The organism is Anoxybacillus sp. B2M1, assembly GCF_001634265.1.
GTDB lineage: Bacteria > Bacillota > Bacilli > Bacillales > Anoxybacillaceae > Anoxybacteroides > Anoxybacteroides rupiense.
Window position 1 is genome coordinate 2,836,476 of the sequence record NZ_CP015435.1, and the last position, 21,775, is coordinate 2,858,250.

General features: G+C 45.6%; 22 protein-coding genes. 20 read left to right on the plus strand and 2 right to left on the minus strand.

Annotated elements, in window-relative coordinates; genetic code table 11:
• Positions 1-17: 17 nt before the first annotated feature.
• From GFC28_RS13835 to GFC28_RS13900, 14 genes are all read left to right on the plus strand, one after another.
• Complete coding sequence (locus GFC28_RS13835; protein WP_044741581.1) at positions 18-1,346, plus strand: ABC transporter substrate-binding protein; 1,329 nt, start codon at positions 18-20, stop codon at positions 1,344-1,346.
• Positions 1,347-2,225 carry a carbohydrate ABC transporter permease gene (locus GFC28_RS13840; RefSeq protein WP_044741582.1) on the plus strand — a complete coding sequence of 293 codons (879 nt, stop codon included), beginning with the start codon at positions 1,347-1,349 and terminating at the stop codon, positions 2,223-2,225. It begins immediately after the preceding gene.
• The gene (locus GFC28_RS13845) at positions 2,212-3,042 is read left to right on the plus strand and encodes a carbohydrate ABC transporter permease (protein WP_044741583.1); all 831 of its coding nucleotides are present in this window, start codon (positions 2,212-2,214) and stop codon (positions 3,040-3,042) included. Before GFC28_RS13840 ends, GFC28_RS13845 begins: the two co-directional genes overlap by 14 nt.
• A 255-nt stretch (positions 3,043-3,297) precedes the next feature.
• Positions 3,298-4,245 (plus strand): MTP-1 family protein, encoded by a 948-nt coding sequence (locus GFC28_RS13850; protein WP_044741584.1) that lies wholly within the window; start codon positions 3,298-3,300, stop codon positions 4,243-4,245.
• 73 nt (positions 4,246-4,318) lie between these two features.
• Positions 4,319-5,545: an MFS transporter gene (locus GFC28_RS13855; RefSeq protein ID WP_044741585.1), complete on the plus strand. Its 1,227-nt coding sequence runs from the start codon at positions 4,319-4,321 to the stop codon at positions 5,543-5,545.
• A gap of 20 nt (positions 5,546-5,565) precedes the next feature.
• Positions 5,566-6,513 carry a mannose-6-phosphate isomerase, class I gene (gene manA, locus GFC28_RS13860; RefSeq protein WP_044741586.1) on the plus strand — a complete coding sequence of 316 codons (948 nt, stop codon included), beginning with the start codon at positions 5,566-5,568 and terminating at the stop codon, positions 6,511-6,513.
• Positions 6,514-6,769: 256 nt separating this feature from the next.
• Positions 6,770-7,759 carry a LacI family DNA-binding transcriptional regulator gene (locus tag GFC28_RS13865; RefSeq protein ID WP_044741587.1) on the plus strand — a complete coding sequence of 330 codons (990 nt, stop codon included), beginning with the start codon at positions 6,770-6,772 and terminating at the stop codon, positions 7,757-7,759.
• Complete coding sequence (rbsK, locus tag GFC28_RS13870; protein ID WP_044741588.1) at positions 7,756-8,652, plus strand: ribokinase; 897 nt, start codon at positions 7,756-7,758, stop codon at positions 8,650-8,652. Before GFC28_RS13865 ends, rbsK begins: the two co-directional genes overlap by 4 nt.
• A complete protein-coding gene (rbsD, locus tag GFC28_RS13875) occupies positions 8,649-9,044 on the plus strand; it encodes a D-ribose pyranase (protein ID WP_044741589.1) in 396 nt (131 codons plus the stop codon). The genes rbsK and rbsD overlap by 4 nt, the downstream gene beginning before the upstream one ends.
• A 51-nt stretch (positions 9,045-9,095) precedes the next feature.
• Positions 9,096-10,571, plus strand: a complete 1,476-nt coding sequence (locus GFC28_RS13880) for a sugar ABC transporter ATP-binding protein (protein ID WP_044741597.1) — start codon at positions 9,096-9,098, stop codon at positions 10,569-10,571.
• A complete protein-coding gene (gene rbsC, locus GFC28_RS13885; protein ID WP_044741590.1) occupies positions 10,571-11,536 on the plus strand; it encodes a ribose ABC transporter permease in 966 nt (321 codons plus the stop codon). The genes GFC28_RS13880 and rbsC overlap by 1 nt, the downstream gene beginning before the upstream one ends.
• Before the next feature lie 41 nt (positions 11,537-11,577).
• Positions 11,578-12,510 (plus strand): ribose ABC transporter substrate-binding protein RbsB, encoded by a 933-nt coding sequence (gene rbsB / locus GFC28_RS13890; protein ID WP_044741598.1) that lies wholly within the window; start codon positions 11,578-11,580, stop codon positions 12,508-12,510.
• A gap of 353 nt (positions 12,511-12,863) precedes the next feature.
• Entirely contained in the window at positions 12,864-13,787 is a 924-nt protein-coding gene (locus GFC28_RS13895; RefSeq protein WP_052660894.1) for an EAL domain-containing protein, read from the plus strand.
• Between the two features lie 328 nt (positions 13,788-14,115).
• Positions 14,116-14,529, plus strand: coding sequence for an EAL domain-containing protein (locus GFC28_RS13900; RefSeq protein ID WP_082063570.1), 414 nt, complete (start codon positions 14,116-14,118; stop codon positions 14,527-14,529).
• Between the two features lie 50 nt (positions 14,530-14,579).
• Here GFC28_RS13900 and GFC28_RS13905 read toward each other — a convergent pair whose 3' ends face one another.
• Both GFC28_RS13905 and GFC28_RS19360 read right to left on the minus strand, forming a co-directional pair.
• Entirely contained in the window at positions 14,580-15,260 is a 681-nt protein-coding gene (locus GFC28_RS13905) for a DNA alkylation repair protein (RefSeq protein WP_044742405.1), read from the minus strand.
• 126 nt (positions 15,261-15,386) lie between these two features.
• Positions 15,387-15,614, minus strand: a complete 228-nt coding sequence (locus tag GFC28_RS19360; RefSeq protein ID WP_156487538.1) for a hypothetical protein — start codon at positions 15,612-15,614, stop codon at positions 15,387-15,389.
• A 180-nt stretch (positions 15,615-15,794) separates the two neighbouring features.
• Here GFC28_RS19360 and manA (GFC28_RS13910) point away from each other — a divergent pair, with 180 nt between their 5' ends.
• From manA (GFC28_RS13910) to GFC28_RS13935, 6 genes are all read left to right on the plus strand, one after another.
• Positions 15,795-16,763 carry a mannose-6-phosphate isomerase, class I gene (gene manA, locus GFC28_RS13910; RefSeq protein ID WP_044742406.1) on the plus strand — a complete coding sequence of 323 codons (969 nt, stop codon included), beginning with the start codon at positions 15,795-15,797 and terminating at the stop codon, positions 16,761-16,763.
• 167 nt (positions 16,764-16,930) lie between these two features.
• Positions 16,931-17,245 carry a PTS sugar transporter subunit IIB gene (locus GFC28_RS13915; RefSeq protein WP_044742407.1) on the plus strand — a complete coding sequence of 105 codons (315 nt, stop codon included), beginning with the start codon at positions 16,931-16,933 and terminating at the stop codon, positions 17,243-17,245.
• On the plus strand, positions 17,245-17,577 hold the full coding sequence (locus GFC28_RS13920) for a PTS sugar transporter subunit IIA (protein WP_044742408.1): 333 nt from the start codon (positions 17,245-17,247) through the stop codon (positions 17,575-17,577). Before GFC28_RS13915 ends, GFC28_RS13920 begins: the two co-directional genes overlap by 1 nt.
• A 20-nt stretch (positions 17,578-17,597) precedes the next feature.
• Positions 17,598-18,920: a PTS cellobiose transporter subunit IIC gene (gene celB, locus GFC28_RS13925; RefSeq protein ID WP_044742409.1), complete on the plus strand. Its 1,323-nt coding sequence runs from the start codon at positions 17,598-17,600 to the stop codon at positions 18,918-18,920.
• A gap of 22 nt (positions 18,921-18,942) precedes the next feature.
• The gene (locus tag GFC28_RS13930; protein WP_044742443.1) at positions 18,943-20,361 is read left to right on the plus strand and encodes a glycoside hydrolase family 1 protein; all 1,419 of its coding nucleotides are present in this window, start codon (positions 18,943-18,945) and stop codon (positions 20,359-20,361) included.
• A 490-nt stretch (positions 20,362-20,851) separates the two neighbouring features.
• Positions 20,852-21,571, plus strand: coding sequence for a GntR family transcriptional regulator (locus GFC28_RS13935; RefSeq protein ID WP_044742410.1), 720 nt, complete (start codon positions 20,852-20,854; stop codon positions 21,569-21,571).
• Positions 21,572-21,775: the final 204 nt, after the last annotated feature.

Sequence of the window (21,775 nt, forward strand, 5' to 3'; positions counted from 1 at the left end):
TTGAAGGGGGAATACGCATGAAAAAGAAAGGTTTTGTCCAAATGGCAGCGGCATTGCTTACGGTCGCTCTGATCAGCGCCGGATGCCAAAATGCCGACAAAGACACGGGTACGAAAGAAGGGAAATCGAGCCAAACCGTGACATTTGATTTTTGGGCCGCACCTAATCCGACACAGCAGGCTTTTTGGAAAAGTATGGCAGATGAATATATGAAGGATCATCCGAATGTGAAAATCAAAGTGTCGCCGATGCCGGAAAGCCCTTCATCTGAAGCGGGAATTCAATCAGCGATCGCCTCTGGGCATGCTCCGGCGGTTTCTGAAAATATTTCAAGGGGATTTGCCGCCCAGTTGGCCGCGAGCCGGGCCATTGTGCCGCTGGATGAATTAAAGGGATTTGATGAGCTGATTGAACAACGGAATATGAAAACGACGATTTCGAGCTGGGAGTTCGCCGATCAGCATCAATATGTGTTGCCGATTTATTCGAACGCCATGTTATTTGGCTGGAGAATGGATATTTTAAAGGAGCTTGGGTATCAAGAGCCGCCGAAAACGTATAGTGAGGTAATGGAGGTTGGCCAAAAACTTAAAGAAAAATATCCTGATAAATTTTTGTGGGCGCGGGCTGATTTAGTGAAGCCAACATGGTGGGCGAGATGGTTTGACTTCTTTATGTTATATAATGCCGCTTCTGATGGCAATAACTTCATAAAGGGAAATCAACTCGTTGTAGACGATCAGGCAGGAGTGAAAACGCTGCAATTTTTTAAGGAGCTTCAGAAAAATGATTTACTGTTAACGCGGGAAGCAACCGATCCATTTGAAAATGCGACCTCCATTATGGTAGACCTTGGGCCGTGGACATTCCCGTACTGGGCAGAAAAGTTTCCAGAGATGAAATTTCAGCAAAATTATGCCTTGTCCTTACCTCCGGTGCCTGATGATGTCGATCCAAGCAAAGCGAAAACATTTGCCGATACAAAAGGTCTTGTAATTTATGCTTCGGCTACGAAAGAACAGCAGCAAGCGGCGTTCGATTTTATTCGCTGGGTTTATTCCGATGTGAAGCATGATTTGGATTGGTTCAAGCAAACGAATTTACCGCCTGCGCGCGATGATTTGTCCATAAATGAGGCCTTTGTCTCTTATTTGGAGGAAAATCCGCAATTAAAGCAATATGCAGAAAACATTCCGAACGCGATTCCGCCAGTTGATAATGAGAAAACGGTCGAAATCCAAGAGCTTATCGGAAAAGAAGCGTTAACACCTGTGATCAAAGGGCAAAAAACTCCTGAGAAAGCATGGGAGGACATGAAAAAGGCAATTGATGGGGTGTTAAAATAAATGAACAAAACGACAGCAAGGCTGGGTTGGCTTTTAGCCAGCCCCTACCTTATCTATTCATTCATTTTCTTTCTGTTTCCGTTGATATGGGCGCTTTATTTAGCTTTTACAAATTGGAACTTAATTGCTCCAGATTATGAAACGGTCGGGCTTCAAAATTTTATCGAAGCTTTTTTTAGCCAAAGCGTCAGAGCCGCTTTTTGGACGACATATAAATTTATGCTCATGTTTGTTCCTATTGTAGTTGCCGGCGCGCTTTTTTTGGCTTTGATTATCTACTCGTTGCCTCGATTGAAGGGGCTGTTTTCGGTGGGATATTTCCTTCCTTATTTAGCGTCGGGAGTGGCTTCAGCGATTGTAGTAAAAGGGGTTCTTTCTTATAACAGCCCATTGAATATTTTTTTCCGAAATCATTTAGGGATGGATATTAATTGGCTCGACTCCCCCATTTTAGCTCCGCTTATGATTGCGCTCATGATGGCTTGGAAATTCGTCGGCTATTATGCGTTATTATTTTTATCTGGATTAGAGAGCATACCAAAAGAAATTTATGAAGCAGCCGAAATGGATGGGGCGGTTGGCTGGAAGCGGTTCTGGTATGTTACGATCCCGATGCTGTATCCTTCCTTCTATACAGTGACGATTTTAGCGGTAGGTCTTATGTTTGGCATTTTTACAGAACCGTATGTATTAACGGGCGGAGGCCCTGATTATTCAACACATACGTGGCAGCTAGAAATTTATAATCAGGCATTTGAAAAATTAAATGCCGGATATGGAACAGCGGTAGCCATTATCAACTCCATTGTGACCTTTGCTTCTATTCTTGTCTTTCGCAAAATCTTAGAGAAGTGGGGTGCCAAGCATGGTTGGGAATAAGCGATTCAAGACAGCGCTGCTCTATACATTGGCGTTCATAGTGCTTATCATCATGGTCTTTCCCTACTTGTATATGATATTGAGCTCGCTAGCCCCGTGGGAACAGGTGGATCGTAAAATCATTCCAACGAAGCTGACGCTGCGTTCGTACGAATGGTTATTGACGGGAGGAGAGAACGTCATACCGCGACCATGGCTGCGTGCTTTCTTTAATAGTTTGCTTGTGACGGTGTCCTCTACGTTGCTTATGCTGACCACAGCCATTTTGGTTGGGTATTCTCTAGCCAAACTGAAATTTAAAGGCAACCGTTTGATTAATAATATGATTCTATTTCAAATGTTTTATCCTGCGATTATTCTATTAATTCCTCTGTTTTTAATTATTCGTTATTTTGGATTGTACGATACGTATTGGGCGATGATTTTACCGAAGGCTGTCAATTTGTGGGCGATTTTTATGTATACAAACTTTTTCCGCAGCATACCAGATGAGCTGATAGAAGCGGCTAAAATGGATGGGGCGGGACAGCTGAAGATCATCACCAGGATTATTTTGCCGATGTCCAAGTCGATTACGACGATTATTTTTCTGTTTCTCTTTATGGAAAGATGGGTTGAACTATTATGGGATATGTTAGTGGTGAACAGTGAAAAAATGCTGACGCTCAATGTGCTGTTGGCGCAAATGTTCGGCCCGTATGGAGGATATCCTGGCCCGATGTATGCGGCCTCTGTGCTGCTGACGCTGCCAATTTTAATTTTATTTATCATCTTTAGCAGGAATTTCAAAGAGGGAATGCAGTTTGTGCTGAAATAAAAGCGGCTACCGATATGAAGGAACGTCACAAGGGAAAACGGCGGCTGTTGCAGAAATGAATCCAGAGTTTGAGACGTTTTCTCCGTCGGTGGGGTGACCGAACGACGCCGCTTTATCGAACCGTCCATGGGGCGGGATGCGGCGTGGCTTCAACCTTTGATACGTGGGTGCGTGACGAAAAGGAAAGTCGCAGGATTCTTCCCGTTGTAGGTTTTTCCTATTGGATATGGATAGTAAAAGTGTAGGAGGATTTTTATGCAATTAAAAAAAACAGCGGTCAAAACTTGCGCGATGCTATTGGAGGAATTTCAATATCGCCCGCAGCCCGTTCATCCTGAAAAATTAATATTTAAAGGTGTCGGCGATCGCGACGTGTACAATATTTCCGCGCCAGTTGAAGAGGATGGCGAGCAAGTCATTGCCGGACGGGTGGAGCCTCGTGACAGCGAGCGCTCGGAAGTGTATTTTTTTGTGAATCGCCATGGGGAGTGGGTGCCGCGGGAAGGAGCCCCGATTTTCCAGCTGCAAGATCCTTTCTTTACGAAAATTGGCGGTGAATTGATTTTTGGCGGAGTGCAAACTTTCCCGCATCCGGTCATCGAAGGAGCGCTAGGATGGAGAACGGTATTTTACAGGGGAAAGACGATTCGCGAGCTTCGGGAGTTTGCGAAAGGTCCAGATGGAATGAAGGATTTGCGATTAATCGAACTACAAGACGGATCCATTGGCGTGATTACGCGGCCGCAAGGAGCAAAGGGAGGCCGCGGCAAGATTGGATTTACCCGCATTTCATCGCTTGATGATTTTACCATCGACGTCATCCATGGAGCTCCGCTTTTAGAGGGACAGTTTGCAGAAGAAGAATGGGGCGGAGCGAACGAGCCGCATTTGCTGGAGAATGGGCTGGTGGGTATTTTAGGCCATATCGCTTGTTTTGATGAAGAAGGAAACCGCCATTATTATCCGATGGTATTTGCTCTTGATCCTGAGACAGGGGAATATTCAGATATCGAATTGATTGCGGCAAGATCGCACTTTTTGGCCGGAGCTGCTAAGCGGCCTGATCTGGAGGACGTCGTGTTCAGCGGCGGCTTGATCCGTAAAGGGGATGGCACCGCTGATTTATACGCGGGCATCAGCGACGCGGAGGCGCAAAAGATTACGATCCCCGATCCATTTATCAAATATGAAACGATTAAGTAAACAAGGGCTAGTGCATACAGAGGGTTGAGAAGAGTAGATTCATATTGACAAAAAATAATAGAGGTCATGAACCATGAAAGGTTTTCTGCGTGATGTATTGCCAGAGGCAACGTATTATTTAGCGATGACTGGATTATTTTCATTCGGCAATGCGCTGTCAGGGATGTTCCTGCAAATTTTTATATGGCGGCTGGACCGCACCTTTACGCTGCTGGCCCAATATAGCTTCTATACGTCGCTCTTTATTTTATGCAGCTTTTATTTCTGTGCATGGCTGGCGCGGAAAACAAGCCCGATGGCAACGATGCGCTGGGGCATTGCCGGTTATTTTCTTTCTTACTTGCTGGCGCTCGCCCTTCGCGATGCGCTGATTCATCACCTTCTTTTATTGGGGTTGCTGCAGGGGCTGGCGATCAGTCTATTCTCTGTTGGCATGCATATGGCCAACTTGGATATGGCGACAAATCGCGGAAGAGACCGATTTTTATACATGCAAGGCTTGGTGGCGGCGATGATTGGCGGAGTGGCCGGCCCTCTCGTTTCAGGTGCGGTGATTAGTTGGTTTGATCAGATGCTCGGTTACTACCTTGTCTTTTTTATGACTTGTGTCTTTTTTGGTTTGGCGGCCATCGTCTCGCTGCGTATTCCAGAGCGGCCTGTCGAGCTGCAGAGCCGTTTGCTGGCTGTGCTGCTCCATGCCCCAAAGGAATGGAAGCGCATGTATCTCGTGATGCTGGGAGACGGGATTGCTTCTGGAGTATATGTCACATTTTTGATTTCCATGATGATGTATCAGGTGGCTGGTGGAGAGTGGAAGCTTGGGGTTTTTCAAATGATGTCAGAGCTTGTTTCGATTGTTTCTTTGGTGATCCTCGCACGCCGATCGCGTCCAGATCAAAGGATGCTTGTGTACACAATCGGAACGCTGGGCATTTGGCTCAGTTCGCTATTTTTGGCCTATCAGCCAACGATGCTAAGTCTGATGTTGTTCGTGCTTATGAAACCGATCGCCTTGAACATGATGAATACAACGATGAACGCGCTGATTTATGCAGCGATTGAAAAAGATCCTTGCTATAAGCAGATGCAGCTCGACTATATTACTGTCAGGGAAATTCCGCTCGGTCTCGGAAGAATGGCGGGAGTCTTTATTTTTTTCATGATGCGGAATTACCTCGATTTCGACCAGCTGCTGCCGGTATCCTTTAGCTTGTTTCCATTGATTTATGTGGCGATGATCCCTGTGCTGTACTTGATTTGGCATAAAAATCAAAAAGAGGCGGGCAGGACATTAACTTAAAATAAAGGGAGGATGCAGGAATGAAACAGCCGATCTTTTTCCGCCCGGTTTTCCAAGAAAGAATTTGGGGCGGAACCAAATTGCGCGATGTATACGGATATGATATTCCTTCTGAACGAACAGGCGAGTGTTGGGCCATTTCGGCTCATCCAAACGGGCAAAGCGTGGTACGTTCTGGTGAATGGGCAGGAATGCTGCTCGGGCAGCTATGGCAGGAGCATCGCGAATTATTCGGCTACTATGACAGTGACCGTTTCCCTTTACTAACCAAAATCATTGATGCCAATGACGATTTATCTGTGCAAGTGCATCCTGATGATGAATATGCATCCAACTATGAAAAGGGCGAATGGGGAAAAACGGAATGCTGGTATGTCATCGATTGCGAAGAAGGTGCCGAGATTGTTTTCGGACATCGAGCGAAAACAAAGGAAGAGCTGGCCGATATGATGAAAAGGGAACAGTGGGATCAGCTGTTGCAGCGTGTACAGGTAAAGGCGGGGGACTTTTTTTATGTTCCAAGCGGCACGGTTCACGCTCTATGCTCCGGTTTGCTTATTTTAGAGACGCAGCAAAACTCGGATACAACCTACCGCGTGTATGATTATGGACGTCGTGATCGCGATGGCAAGCCGCGCGAGCTACATGTTGAAAAAGCGCTTGATGTGATCACGGTGCCCCATGTACAGCAGTCAATCGAGCCAACCGTGGTCAAAATGGCGGGGGCGACGGTGACGACATGGGTGCGGAGCGACTACTTTACGGTTTCAAAATGGGAGGTGCATCCACGGCTTGAAATGGAACGAATTCAACCGTTTCTGCTGCTGAGCGTAATGGCCGGGACGGGAGCGATAGCCACGGAAGAAGGAGAATGGCCGCTGCAAAAGGGCGACCACTTGCTGTTACCGTATCAATTTGGCCCATTTCGAATCACGGGACATGTCCAACTCATTGCGTCGCAACCGTAATATATAGATGCTTAAATAGGTGAATAGGGAAGGTGGACTTTCCTTCCGTCTTCGGTGAGCGGTTACGTTTTGGTATGACCGCTCATCGAATGTGAGCTTTGACATGACAGATACCGTTCAGTACAGGAATCATAAGTGAATCGATTGGAGCTGGCGACACGAGTAATATTTATATAAAAAATCTCTTGCCTCTTTTAATCGAATTCTGTTATAGTGTATGTAACCGGTTACAGAGATAAAGGTGGAGAGAATCAGGATGGCAACGATTCGTGATGTTGCTAAATTGGCAGGTGTATCGGTGGCGACCGTTTCGCGTGTGCTGAATCAAAACGGCTACGTCAACGAAGATACCGAAAAACGAGTGAAAAAAGCGATTGAACAACTGAATTATAAACCGAACGAAGTAGCACGAACCTTATTTAAGAAAACATCGAAAACGATTGGGCTCATCGTTCCCGATATTTCTAACCCGTTTTTTCCAGAGCTTGTTCGGGCCGTTGAAGATGTCATGAATATTTATGATTACACGGTGATTTTGTGCAACTCTGATGAAAAAAGCGAAAAAGAAAAGCAATACATCGGGATTTTAAAGCAAAAATATGTGGACGGCATTATTTTGACGACCAATCAGCTAGAAAGCGATGAGGTGCTGGAGCTGGGGGTTCCGGTTGTTGTCCTCGACCGGCCATTGATGCATTCATTTCCGTCTGTTATCGCTGACAATTATGGTGGCGCGCGTTTAGCAACAAGGCATTTGTACGACATCGGCTGCCGGAAAATCGCCCACATTCAAGGGCCGACCCACGTGGTGAATGCGATGGAGCGCTTTCGCGGATACCGTGATGAAATGCAGGAGCTGGGTCTTTGGAATGAACAGTTGATTATTCAAGGAAACTATCAATTAAAACAAGCAAAAGAGGCGACGCTGCGAGCGCTGCAAGAACATAAAATGGACGGCATTTTTGCTGGAAACGACGCGATGGCAGTCGGAGCACTGAAGGCGGTGCAACAGCTCGGTTTGCGGGTGCCGGAGGATGTGGCCATTATCGGGTATGACGGCATTCCGCTGACGGAAATGACGACTCCCGAATTATCGACGATCTCACAGCCTATTTATGAGATGGGGGCGATCGCTGCCCGGATTTTAGTGAAAAAAATTGAAGCTAAACCGCTTGAACAGCTTCATTATGTGCTGCCTGTGAAGCTGGTGGAAAGGCAATCGACGCAAAGGAGAGGAACGAGATGAAAAAACCAGTGATTACCGTCATTGGGAGCTTAAATATGGATTTGGTCACGGTGACAAAACGTGTTCCGGAGCAAGGTGAAACCGTATTAGGAGAAAAGTTTCACCTCATCCCCGGCGGCAAAGGCGCCAATCAAGCGGTGGCGGCTGCTCGTCTTGGAGCGGAGGTCCATATGATTGGCGCGGTAGGCAGCGACACGTTTGGCGAGGTGCTAAAGCGCCAGCTTGACAATGAGGGGATTTTTATCGACGGTGTGAAACCGGTTACAGATGTGGAAACAGGCACGGCGATGATTACGGTGTCGGATGGCGACAATCGCATCATTGTCGTTCCCGGGGCGAATTATGCGCTGCAGCCCGAAGACTTGGAGAAGCATGAAGCTGTCATTGCCAAGAGCGATATTTGTTTATTGCAGCTGGAGATTCCGCTTGCTGTCGTGGAGCGGGCCGTTGCCTTGGCCAAAAAGCATGGCGTTTTTGTTATCTTAAATCCGGCGCCGGCACAGCCCCTGCCGCCGGCGCTGTTGGAGCAAATAGATCTAGTGACACCGAATGAACATGAATGCGGCATCATTTTTCCTGAACAGGACCGCGAGAAATGGGCCGCTAAGCTTGTCGTCACAGAAGGCGCGCGCGGTGTTTCCATCACTAAAAACGGAAAGCAAATGATCGTTCCGGGCTTCCAGGTACCAGTCGTCGATACAACGGGCGCTGGCGATACGTTTAATGGCGCGCTCGCAGTCGCCTTGAGCAAAGGAATGGAACTAGAGGAGGCGTGCCGCTTTGGCAATGCTGCCGCTGCTTTATCCGTCACCAAGCTTGGGGCGCAGGGCGGAATGCCGACAGAGAAAGAAGTCATCCAATTGCTTGAGGCTGCGAAAGGAGAAGGATCATGAAAAAGGACGGTATTTTAAATAAAGAACTGAGCACGGTTTTAGCTTCACTTGGCCATACGGATACAATTGTCATAGCCGATTGCGGTCTGCCGATTCCGGATGAAGTGATTCGCATTGATTTATCCATTGTCAAGGGAGTTCCATCCTTTTTAGCTGTATTGGATCCGCTCTTGGCGGAATTGGAAATTGAAGCAATCACCGTAGCGGAAGAAATGAAAACGCATAATCCGAACATGTATGAGGCGATTCAGCAGCGTTTTTCAGGAGTTGAGCAGCATTTTGTTTCCCATGAACAATTCAAAGAAATGCTTCATGCGGCCAAGGCGGTCATCCGTACGGGAGAAGCGACTCCTTATGCCAATATGATTCTTCATTCAGGAGTGAATTTTTAACAGGCGGTTTGGGAAAGGGGGAGAGGAACCGTGACAGCACCGTTGATTCAAATGAAAGGAATTAGGAAATCGTTTCATCATCATCTTGTTTTAGACGGAATCGATTTGGAGATTCGCTCTGGAGAAGTGCATTCCTTGATGGGGGAGAACGGAGCGGGGAAATCGACGTTAATGAAAATTTTAACAGGGATGTATGAAAAGGATGGTGGGACCATTGCCGTCAATGGAACAGACGTGCATTATCGCCATCCGAAAGAGGCCGAACGCGACGGGATTGTGTTTATTCATCAAGAATTGAGCGTCATTCCTACGTTAACGGTAGCGGAAAATATTTTTTTAGGACGGGAGCATACGGTTGGCCGGACAGGCATTATTCGGCGCAAGGAAATGGAAAACCAGGCCTCTGTTTATTTGCAGAAGCTCGGCGTTGACATCGCTCCGAATGAAATCGCTGGAAAGCTGTCGGTGGGGAAACAACAAATTATTGAGATTGCTCGAGCGCTGTCGACCGATGCCAAATGTCTGATTATGGACGAACCGACCGCCGCCCTGACAGATCGGGAAATTCAAACCTTGTTTACTGTGATTCGAACGCTGAAACAGCAAGGTGTGGCCATTATTTATATTTCTCACCGGATGGAGGAAATTTTCACCATTTGCGAACGAATTTCCGTGTTGCGGGATGGAAGAATGATCGGAACGAAATCCATCGCTGAAACCAACTTCGATGACATCGTCCATATGATGGTCGGCAGGCAAATAGGAGAGCGTTTTCCAAAGCGAACAGCGCCAATCGGCGACGAAGTGCTTCGGGTGGAAAATCTGACGCAAAAAGGCGTGTTTCATAACGTTTCCTTCTCTGTGAGATCGGGAGAAATTTTAGGTGTCGCCGGTTTAATGGGAGCCGGCCGCACGGAAATAATGGAGGCGCTTTTTGGCATCCGCAAAGTCGATGAAGGAGCCGTTTATATTGATCGCCAGCCCGTCAAGCTTGGCTCGCCGCGGCAGGCGATTGAACATGGGATGGCTTTTATTACCGAGGACCGGAAAATGAAAGGGCTTGTGCTCAGTATGAGCGTTCGCGAAAATTTAACACTGCCGACATCGGAAAAGCTAGCATCGGCGGGAATCATTCGCGCAAAACAAGAAGCGGAGCTTGTCCAGTCGCTGATTGCCCGCTTAAACATTAAAACCGCTTCTGCTGAACTGGAAGTGAAGGCGCTAAGCGGAGGAAATCAACAAAAGGTGGTATTTGGGAAATGGCTCATGATGAATCCGCGCATTCTGATTTTAGATGAACCGACTCGCGGGGTGGATGTAGGAGCCAAAAAGGAGATTTATGAGATTATGAACGAGCTGACGGCACAAGGTGTGGCCATCGTGATGGTGTCCTCTGAATTGCCAGAGATTCTAGGGATGAGTGACCGGATTATGGTGGTGCATGAAGGAAAGGTCAGTGCCATTTTCGACAATGAACAGATCGATCAAGAAACGATTATGCGCGCGGCGACGGGAGGGAATGAATAATGCAGCATCCGGATAAACTCGCACAGACTGGAGCAGCTTGGCGCTTGGAAATGAAAAAGCTGGGACCGCTCATCGGCTTTATCTTGTTATGTATCGTGTTGTCGCTATTAAGCGATCATTTCTTAACAGTAGACAATTGGCTGAATATTTTTCGTCAAGTATCCATTAATGCATTGATTGCTTTTGGAATGACGTTTGTCATTTTAACAGGCGGCATTGATTTATCAGTTGGTTCTGTACTGGCGCTTTCCAGTGCGCTTGCTGCCGGTTTGATGGTAGACGGAGTCAATGGGACTGTTGCCATTGCCGTCGGGATTGCGGCTGGTCTCGTGATGGGGGCGCTAAACGGAATCATTATTACAAAAGGGCGTGTCGCGCCATTTATTGCGACATTGGCGACCATGACGGTGTTCCGCGGGGCGACGCTCGTTTATACGGAAGGGCGCCCGATTACCGGATTTTCGGATCAACTGTCGTTCCAAATGCTTGGCCGCGGTTATTTTCTAGGAATTCCGGTTCCGATTATTTTGATGCTTGTCATTTATGCGGCACTATATTTTGTGTTGAAAAAAACAACCTTCGGCCGCCATACGTATGCCGTTGGTGGAAATGAGGAGGCGACGCGCATATCAGGCATTCGCGTCGACCGCTTGAAAATTTGGATTTATTCGTTGACGGGCGGTTTATCAGCGCTTGCGGGACTTATTTTAACCTCGCGCCTCAACTCGGCGCAGCCAACCGCTGGAACATCGTACGAGCTCGATGCGATTGCTGCGGTGGTGCTTGGCGGTACAAGCCTATCGGGCGGCCGCGGCTGGATTTTTGGAACGCTCATTGGCGCGCTGATTATTGGTGTGTTAAATAACGGTCTCAATCTCTTAAATGTCTCGTCGTTTTATCAGCAATTAATTAAAGGTGCGGTCATTCTTCTTGCGGTGATTTTAGACCGCCGCAAAGAAGTTTGATATAGATAAAATGAAAGAAAAACAAAGGAGTGGGGGAAATGATGAAGAAATTTTTCAGTATGCTGCTAGTGCTCCTCTTAGCGGTTGGGGTAGCAGCGGGCTGCTCTTTAGACAATGGCGATACAGGCAGCAAATCCGAGAATAAGAAAGAAGGCAAACTAAAAGTGGGTTTATCGATTTCTACCTTAAACAACCCGTTTTTCGTGACGTTAAAGGAAGGCGCGGAAAAAGCGGCGAAAGAAGCCAATATCGAATTAACGGTTGCGGATGCACAAAATGATTCGGCAAAGCAAATCAACGATATTGAAGATTTAATTCAACAAGGTGTCGATGTCCTTTTAATCAATCCGACCGACTCCAGCGCGGTAACATCGGCTATTGAGTCGGCGAATCAAGCGAACATTCCGGTCATCACAGTCGACCGCAGCGCGGAAGGCGGCAAGGTGGCCTCACATATCGCTTCCGATAACGTAGCAGGCGGGAAAATGGCTGGAGAATTTTTAATTGAAAAATTAAAGGATGGCGGCAATATCGTTGAACTGGAAGGAATCCCTGGCTCATCAGCGGCTCGTGAACGCGGCGAAGGCTTCCATCAGGCCATTGACGGTGCTGCCAATATCAAAGTAATCGCGAAACAAGCGGCTGACTTTGATCGCGCCAAAGGATTATCCGTAATGGAAAACATTTTGCAAAGCCATAAAGATATCAAGGCTGTATTTGCTCATAATGACGAAATGGCGCTTGGAGCATTAGAAGCACTGGAAGCGCATGGCATGAAAGATGTATGGGTCGTCGGCTTTGACGCCACAGAAGATGCTGTGAAGGCCGTCCAAGATGGAAAAATGGCGGCGACGGTAGCGCAAAAGCCGGAAATGATTGGTGAACAAGCCGTACAAACAGCCCTCAAAGTATCGAAAGGCGAAAAAGTAGAATCCTTTATTCCGGTACCGCTAGAACTAGTGAAAGGCGAATAATCACGTTGCAATCAATAGGGAGAGAGCGATCCATCGAAACGCTCTCTCTTTTTTCATTCTGATTGGAAAAGGGAAGGCTGGCGATTTTATGCAATAGCTAATAAAGTTTTGTCAATAGAATGGGAGAGCGATCGTCTGTTTTGACAGATGGTGGAGGAATGGCAAGAAATGTAGCCGGCTATTGAAATTTCCATTTTTCAGAAGAGTTACTTACTAAGAAATCTTTCCCGTCTTCGTCATGATTGAAACATGAGATTCATGAAACCTTTACAAAGCCTTCACGCTCCGGTTATATGGGTGTGCTATACTGTTCTGCGCATGAATAGTTTGGTGTGTTGAAAGGAGTCCCGAACATGGACGACCAGCTTGCATCGGTGCTGCTGCTTACCGACAGCTTAAACCGCGAGAATATCGTGGATAAGGCAGCGCATTTCATCTCTCAATACTCATTGGGACTGATTTATTTAGATATAAAAAATTGCAGCCAAATGGAACAGAAGTATGGAAAGGAAGCGTGCCAAAAGCTGTTGGCGGCAGTCAAACAAATCATGACAAACTTAGAGAACGAAGAACCGTTTGGCATATGCGCCCACCGCATGTTTGGGGATGATCTGCTGGTATTGATTCGTATGGAGAGCGGAGCAGGGGAGGCTCATTTACGCTGTTTGGCGCATGATATATATCAGCGATTCAAAGCAAGCATGGCTCATCAAGCGAAATGGGCTGAGCCCGTTGATTTTTATGTGGGAGTATCGTTGCTTGATTCAGGTGCTGAAAAAGCGCTGGAGCATTTGCTGTACGAGGCGGTTAAAAAAGCGGTAAGCGAGGCAAAAAAGGCAACAAATGCTGAGCAGCAAAAGCTGCAAACGGAATTTTGCCACATTTTGGCCGGTCAGCATCTTACGGCACACTACCAGCCGATTGTATCACTGCTTGACAAAAAGATTTATGGGTACGAGGCATTGGCGCGCGGACCGCAGACAAGCTATTTTGCAACGCCCCATCGTTTATGGGAATTTGCTGAAAAAGAGAACCAACTGTATGCGCTGGAGAAACTGGCACGGCAAAAAGCGATTGAAGGATTTTCCGCGAGCGATCCGAATTGGAAGCTTTTTATTAATTTAAATGCCAATGTCATTCATGATCCGCAGTTCACCCCTGGACAGACGCTGGCGTTTCTGAAAAAAAGAGGGCTTACGCCGCAGCAAGTTGTATTTGAGATTACCGAACGTCAATCGATTGATGATTATGCCTCCTGTGAACTACTCACCACTTAGCTAAAGCTTGAAGTGGGAGCTTCTCAGTTCCACGACGAAAGCCGCCTTTCGTCTCCCTGAGCGTGACTTCGGGTCGTTCCAACCCTAGATGTCCGACAATTCGGAGTTCTTTTGTACCTTGGATATTTTACGCATGGAAGGATCAGCTTGGTTTTCGCATTTTATTTTCTCCATGCAACCTCCTATATCCAGTTATGAAAGAACGACATAGGTTTATTTTACCACAGGGTCAGACAATTGAACAGGCAAAAGCCTGTCCTTGTCCGAAGTCGATTCATCTCCCACTTTCATCAAGCTTCGCAAGATTTAGAAGTGGGAGACTTCTCGACTGAAGAATGTTAAAAAAGTGCTCAGCCACTACCGCAAGCAAGGATATCGCATCGCCATTGATGATGCGGGAGCGGGCTATTCTTCCCTTCAGGCGATTGCTGAGTTGCGTCCGGACTATATTAAAATCGATCGTTCGATTATTCATAAGGTTGATGGCCATTCAGTCAAGGCCATTTTACTGGAAACCCTTGCTGGATTTGCCCGGAAAATAGGCTGTCATCTCATTGCCGAAGGAATTGAAACGCAGGAAGAGCTCCAAGTGGTCACCAAGCTCGGCATCCCGTTTGGCCAAGGCTATTGGCTGGGACGGCCGCATCCGCATTTGCGTCCCATTGCTCATGAGACGCTGCGAACGTGGAAGCTAGTAGACCAACCTTTGGCGGAGGATGACCCGCAGACATGCCCATCATAACGAGCGGATCACGTTTTGATCGTGATCCGCTCGTTTATTTGCCGGCTGTATTAGCGGCGGCGCTGAATCACCTTTAATGCTTCTCGTTTGCTTAACGGCGCCAATGTTTCGCTTTCCACGAACCGCTGGGCGCTTGCCGGATGGGTCTTGGAATATTCGCGCAGCGCCCAGCCGATCGCTTTTTGAATAAAGAATTCCGATGACTGCCGGCATTGGCGGATAAGCTGATAAAGCAAAGCTTCATCGGTCTCTTCTTTATATCTTAATTGAAACAAAATGGCCGTTCGTTGCAGCCACATATGATTGGACTGCATCCATCGTTCTGTATAGACGGGAATACACTCTGGTTCGTTTTTGAAAAGCGGTCCGACGATATTGGCCGCAAGCATATCAACGGTGTCCCACCAAGGTTTGTTTGTAATGAGCTTCTCTATGAATTCTAAATCCATTTTTGAGAGACTTCTCTTTTCTTTTTCCAGCAAAGCAAGTGCGCAATATTGCAATTCACGCTCCGGCCATTCCCAAAGTTTGCTGACGATATCTGCCAGTTCAGTGCGCGGCGGAAGGCCGTGCTGCGCGAGAAACTCTTTTAGTAGTGCGCGGCGCTCTGGAGTTTTAATTCCGAGAAATTCAAATTGGTTGCGCATATATTGTTTCATCGGTCCAGCATTCGCTTCATGGCGATGGGCTCGCAGCCATTGTGCGAGGCGGTGAGCATATGGATGTGTCATTCGCTTAATCCCTCTTTTGTTCGTTTTGTAAAAATAGAATAGCAGATCGAGTGAGAACAAGGAAGAGAGTTAGACACGAACGGCCCCTGGGCTGACATTGTTCGCCACGGCCATAGCACATCTCCTCTATCGATCATGCGTGTTGTCCCTGTCGCATAAGCAGCTTCGTCCGAACGGAGCCAGATGATGCATTGCCCCAAGTGTACCGATTCGCTTTAGAGAATGTTTCGCCGCAAGCCTGTTGATCGTTTGTTCAGCCTTTCTATTCTTGTTGGCGCAACCGTATTTGGGCAGCGTAATCAAGCGCGGTTGATTTGCTGAATTCTTCAGCTGCGTACTTGGATGTCGCGACACTTATGAACCTCCCTCATTTACTCTCCATTAAGAGGTGGGAGACTTCTCGGTGGAGTATGTGAAAAAGGTGACGAATGATTTGTAAAGTAATGGTTTATGCTTTAACATGTTCATTGAAGGTTCTGCCGTCTCGAAGCAGGGGGAGACGGAACAATAAGACAAAACGAAGGGGGAGACAGAATGAATCAAGAGCCATTGTTCTTGAAACCGATTTTTCAAGAGCGGATTTGGGGAGGAACGGCATTAGCTGACCGATTCGGCTATCGCATTCCTTCTGATCGAACGGGCGAATGCTGGGCGATTTCCGCTCATCCAAACGGACAGACTGTTGTGAAAAATGGAGAATTCCAAGGCTGGCCATTAGGGAAGCTGTGGGAGCGGCATCCTGAATTATTTGGCCATTTTCCGTCTGATCGCTTTCCGCTATTAACAAAAATTTTAGATGCTAACCAAGATTTATCGGTGCAGGTGCATCCGTCTGATGACTATGCGAAAAAGCATGAGAACGGAGAATTAGGTAAGACGGAATGTTGGTATATTATTGATTGCAAAGAAGATGCTGAGCTAATATACGGTCACCATGCACAAACGAAAGCAGAGCTGCTTCATATGATGCAGGAGGGAAAGTGGGACCAGCTGCTCCGCAAAGTGAAAATTAAGCCAGGTGATTTTTTCTATGTTCCAAGCGGCACAATTCACGCACTTTGTGAAGGTACGCTTGTTTTAGAGACGCAGCAAAACTCAGATACGACGTATCGGATCTATGATTATGATCGCGTGGATGGAAAAGGGCAAAAACGGGAGCTTCATTTGGAAAAAGCGATCGATGTCATAACAGTACCTCATACGGATGACTCCTTTCCTCCGAAAGTAGTAGAAGCAGACGGAGCGACCATTGTGACATTTGTGGAAAACGCTTATTTTACTGTGCAAAAATGGGACATTCAAACAGAATGGACCGTAAAGCCAATTCGTTACTTTTTGTTAATGAGCGTTCTAAACGGCTGCGGGGAGCTGTGGGCGAAAGGGAAAGCATATTTGTTAAACAAAGGAGATCATTTGCTGATTCCTTACACATTAGACCCGTTTACTGTGAAGGGCCGGTTGCAAATAATGGTTTCATCGCCGGCCGTACCTTACGTTAAATAAAAATGACAGAGGATGACGGAACAAAGGCTGTTTATGAAAAAGGCCATTTTTTTCGTCATCTTTTTTTGATTTGTCGATATTTATTTAATTAAATGTATAGACAAATAAATATAAAAATATATAATTATTATTGAAAGCGCTTAAAAATAGAAAGGAGTTCAATGGTTATGAAAAAAATTTTACTTGCTTGCAGTTCCGGTATGTCTACTAGTCTGCTCATGACAAAGATGCAGGCTTATGCGAAGGAAATTGGAGAGGAAGTGGAAATTTGGGCCGTCGGGCAAGATCAGGCAAAAAAAGAAATGGAGAAAGCCGATGTTGTTTTAATTGGGCCACAAATGAGCTTTTTAAAAGGCGAATTACAAAAAGAAGCGCAAAAATATGGAATTCCCGTAGAAGTGATCGATATGGTGGCCTATGGATTAGCGGACGGTAAAAAGGTGTATGAGCAAGCTATAAAACTAATAGAGGAGCGTTTATAATGGAACAACCATCATTCGAAGGTTTAACTGCAGAACAAATTAACTTTCAGCTTATTCTTCACAGCGGAAATGCGCGGAGCAAAATCATTGAGTCACTTCGCCAATATCGGCAAGGACACACGGAAGAGGCAGAGCGGCTCGTGAATGAAGCAGAAAAAGATTTAAGTGCGGCACACAGCATTCATTTTCAAATGATTCAGGAAGAAGCGAACGGAAAGTCGGCCTCTTTTTCTTTATTGATGATGCACGCAGAAGATCATCTCATGTCTACGTTGACAATGAAGGAGCTTGTGAAAGAACTTATCCAGCTGTTTAAGGAGCGAAATGTTTAAATTTTGAGGGGGAGAGAATAATGAGCCAAACGTGGTTTGATACATTTAGCCGCATTTTAGTGCCGGTCGCCGGCAAGTTGAATAATAACCGCTATTTAAAGGTATTGCGGGATGCATTTATGCTGGCGTTTCCATTAACGATTTTTGGTTCTATCGCCGTAGTGCTCGCCAATTTGCCATTTCTTGATAAAGTCATGAGCAAAGGGACGCTTAGTACCTTCAGTGCAGCGCTCAGTGTGGCTCCACAAGCGACCATGGGAATCATGTCTGTATTTGTCGTATTCGGGATTGGCTATTATTTAGCCAAAAGCTACGATGTAGAAGCGGTTTTCGGCGGTGCTATTGCCTTAGTGTCCTTTTTAATTTTAACACCATTTGTTTGGCAAACAGAAGGCAAAGAAGTCGTGGCCAACGTAATCCCGCTTGATCGGCTTGGCGCAAAGGGGATGTTTTTAGGAATGATCGTTGCTTTCCTTGCCGGCGAGATTTACCGTTGGGTTGTTCAAAAAGATATTACGATCAAAATGCCTGCTGGTGTTCCCCCGGCTGTTTCTCGGTCATTTTCAGCACTTATTCCTGCACTTATCACACTATCAGTATTTCTTATCATTAACATTATTGTCACGCAAGGCTTCCAAACGAATATGCATGATGTCATTTACCGTACGATTCAATCTCCTTTAGTCGGACTAGGAAGCGGCATCGTTCCGACATTAGCCGCTATCTTCATTACGCAGATTTTATGGTTTTTTGGCTTGCACGGCCAAATTATCATTAATTCCGTCATGGATCCGATTTGGAATACATTATCGTTAGAAAATTTAAATTCCTATATGGACAAAGGGGAGGTCCCTCATATTATTAACAAACAATTTATGGAAATTTATACTGTGGGCATGGGCGGAACAGGGATGACTCTGGCTGTTGTCATCGCGATGCTGTTTTTTATGAAAAGTAAGCAAATGAAGCAAATTGGTAAGCTAGCGATTGGTCCGGGTCTTTTTAATGTGAATGAGCCTGTTATTTTTGGTTTGCCGATTGTCATGAATCCATTGATTATATTCCCGTGGATAATCGCTCCGATGGCCGTTACGCTTGTTACCTATTTAGCGATGTCAACAGGAATGGTCCCGCCGCCGACAGGTGTCGCTGTTCCTTGGACCGTTCCGATCTTTATTAATGGAATCATGGCCACCAACTCATTAGCTGGAGGACTTTTGCAGATAGTGAACTTTTCGATTGTTTTGCTCATCTGGTTTCCATTTTTGAAGTTTATGGATCGAATGAATTTGCAAAAAGAGCAAGAAGAAGGAAGCGATGAAACGACAAAAAATGCATCTTAATAGAAGAAAGGTGATTGAGGAAATGAAAGCTATACAAGAAACAAAACAACAGCTTCCGTATCGCTTTCCGCAAGGTTTTTGGTGGGGAAGCGCCGTTTCGGCTACACAAATAGAAGGAGCGAGCCGCGAGGGAGGAAAAGGGCCTAATATATGGGATTATTGGTACGAACAAGAGCCTCATCGTTTTTTTGATGGAGTCGGACCAGAAACGACTTCCGATTTTTATCATCGCTATAAGGAGGACATCCAGCTGCTGAAAGAAACAGGGCATAATTCATTTCGTTTCTCGATCTCGTGGTCCCGGTTGATTCCGGATGGAAAAGGGGCAGTGAATGCGGAAGCCGTTCAATTCTATCAGCAAGTGATTGATGGACTGCTTGACCATGATATTGAGCCATTCGTTACTTTATATCATTTTGATATGCCGTTAGCGATGCAGCAAATCGGTGGCTGGGAAAGCCGAGAGGTGGTCGATGCGTATGCGCGGTATGCCAAAATATGCTTTGAGCTGTTTGGTGACCGCGTAAAAAAATGGTTTACGCATAATGAACCAATTGTTCCAGTGGAAGGCGGTTATTTATATGATTTTCATTATCCGAATGTAGTAGATTTTCGCCGTGCCGTTCAAGTAGCCTATCATACTGTTCTCGCACACGCGAAGGCGGTTCGCGAGTTTCGAAACAGTAAAGCGAAAGATGGGAAAATCGGGATTATTTTAAACCTTACCCCTTCGTACCCGCGCAGCCAGCATCCAGCTGATGTCCAAGCGGCGCATATTGCTGATTTATTTTTTAACCGCAGCTTTTTAGATCCGGTAGTGAAAGGGGAATATCCGCGGGATTTAGTCGAATTGCTGAAGAAGTATGGATACCTCCCGATTATTGAAGAGGGAGATTTGCCACTTATCAAAGAGAATACAATTGATATTTTAGGCATTAACTATTATCAGCCGCGTCGAGTCAAGGCAAAGGATTATTTGCCCAATCCGGAAGCGCCGTTTATGCCGGAGCGATTTTTTGACTATTATGTGATGCCGGGGAGAAAAATGAATCCTTACCGCGGTTGGGAAATTTACGCGAAAGGAATTTATGATATTTTAATCAACATAAAGGAGAACTATGAAAATATTGAATGTTTTATTTCTGAAAATGGTATGGGAGTTGAAGGAGAAGAACGATTTCGGGATGAGACGGGCATGATTTGTGATGATTATCGTATTGATTTTATTAAAGAACATTTAAAGTGGGTACACCGTGCGATTCAAGAAGGCGTTCACGTAAAAGGATACCATCTGTGGACGTTCATGGATAACTGGTCATGGACCAATGCCTATAAAAACCGTTACGGGCTTGTATCGGTCGATTTAAACAATGATCAAAAGCGATCGATTAAAAAAAGCGGATATTGGTTTAAAGCTTTATCACAAAACAATGGGTTTTGAAAAAAGGTGGTCTCAGGACCATCTTTTTCTCTATTTTATTGTCGCGATAAGGCTCCATCGATCGAATTGAAAGGGATGAAATAAACTGTTGATGACTCGAGCCGAACACGAGGTGAGATTTTAGGGAGAAGGAGAACAAAGATGAAATGGCCGCTGGCATTCAGAAAATGGTTGCCATAATGGGAACGAACAGTTTACAATGAACACGAATTATATAGATGTAGCTTGATATATTAACATTTGTATAATGGAGTTGGGCTATTTTCGCCGGTCGTTTTTGTCATAAGAGGCTTCTGACCGTGGGTTTTATAGACGGGATTCTTCAATCTTTAAGGTTATATGTATATGAGGCTGATTTAAACCGATGTATGAACTAGTGCTTGTGGCTCCAAGCGACCGAAGTCTTTGACAGAAAAAAGTGTTTTAATACAGCATGAATGATATGGATCCAAAATGATCGGCATTTTTGATAACAAAATCAGGTGATAAGATGTTTAAATATGAACAGATTTCAAACGAAATACGCAAAAGAATTCAAGAAGGATTTTATTCGCTCGATGAACCGATTCCAGACGAGCTATCGCTCTCTCAAGAATTTTCTTGTAGCCGGATGACGATGAAGAAAGCGCTTGATATTTTGGTTATGGAAGGCCTTTTGTATCGGAAGCGGGGACATGGTACGTTTATCGTGAAATCGGCGGCACATAATGGTTTAGTCAATGTCACAAGCGAGGAGAATCTCGGTCTGACGAATTTATTGAAAGGGAAAAAAATTACAAGTCAAATCATAAAATTTGAAGTGCGATTTCCTTCCAAAGAGGTGGCGGCCCAATTATCGATTGATTTGACAACACCTGTCTACCATCTGATTCGTCTTCGCATCGTGGAAAACGAACCTTATGTGATTGAGAAAACGTATATGCCGACTCCGCTCATCCGTGGTTTAAACGAGGATGTGTTGCATGCTTCCATTTACAATCATATTACGCATGGGCTCGGATTAACGATCGCCGGCTGTCATAGGAAAATTCGCGCGTCAAAGCCAACGGAGCTGGATCAAACGTATTTGCACTGCGCGCCGGATGATCCGATTTTAGAGGTCGAGCAGGTTGGTTTTCTAAATAATGGTGTTCCATTTGAATATTCTTTTTCCAGACATCGCTATGACAAGTTCGTCTTTACAACGGTCAATATCCGCCGCAATAAATAGCAAGCGTTATCCTTTGGAACGAAGGAGCTTAAAACCGCAGCCGCATAAAAGAGAATGCTTGAGGCGGCGAGACGGCTGCTGGCATTTCGGACAAATCGTTTGTTTCATTTTTTTCCTCCTTTCGCTTATCGCCGTATACATTTAGTATAACAATATTTTTGTGATAATCAATATCAAATTATAATAATTATAAAAATAGAGGAG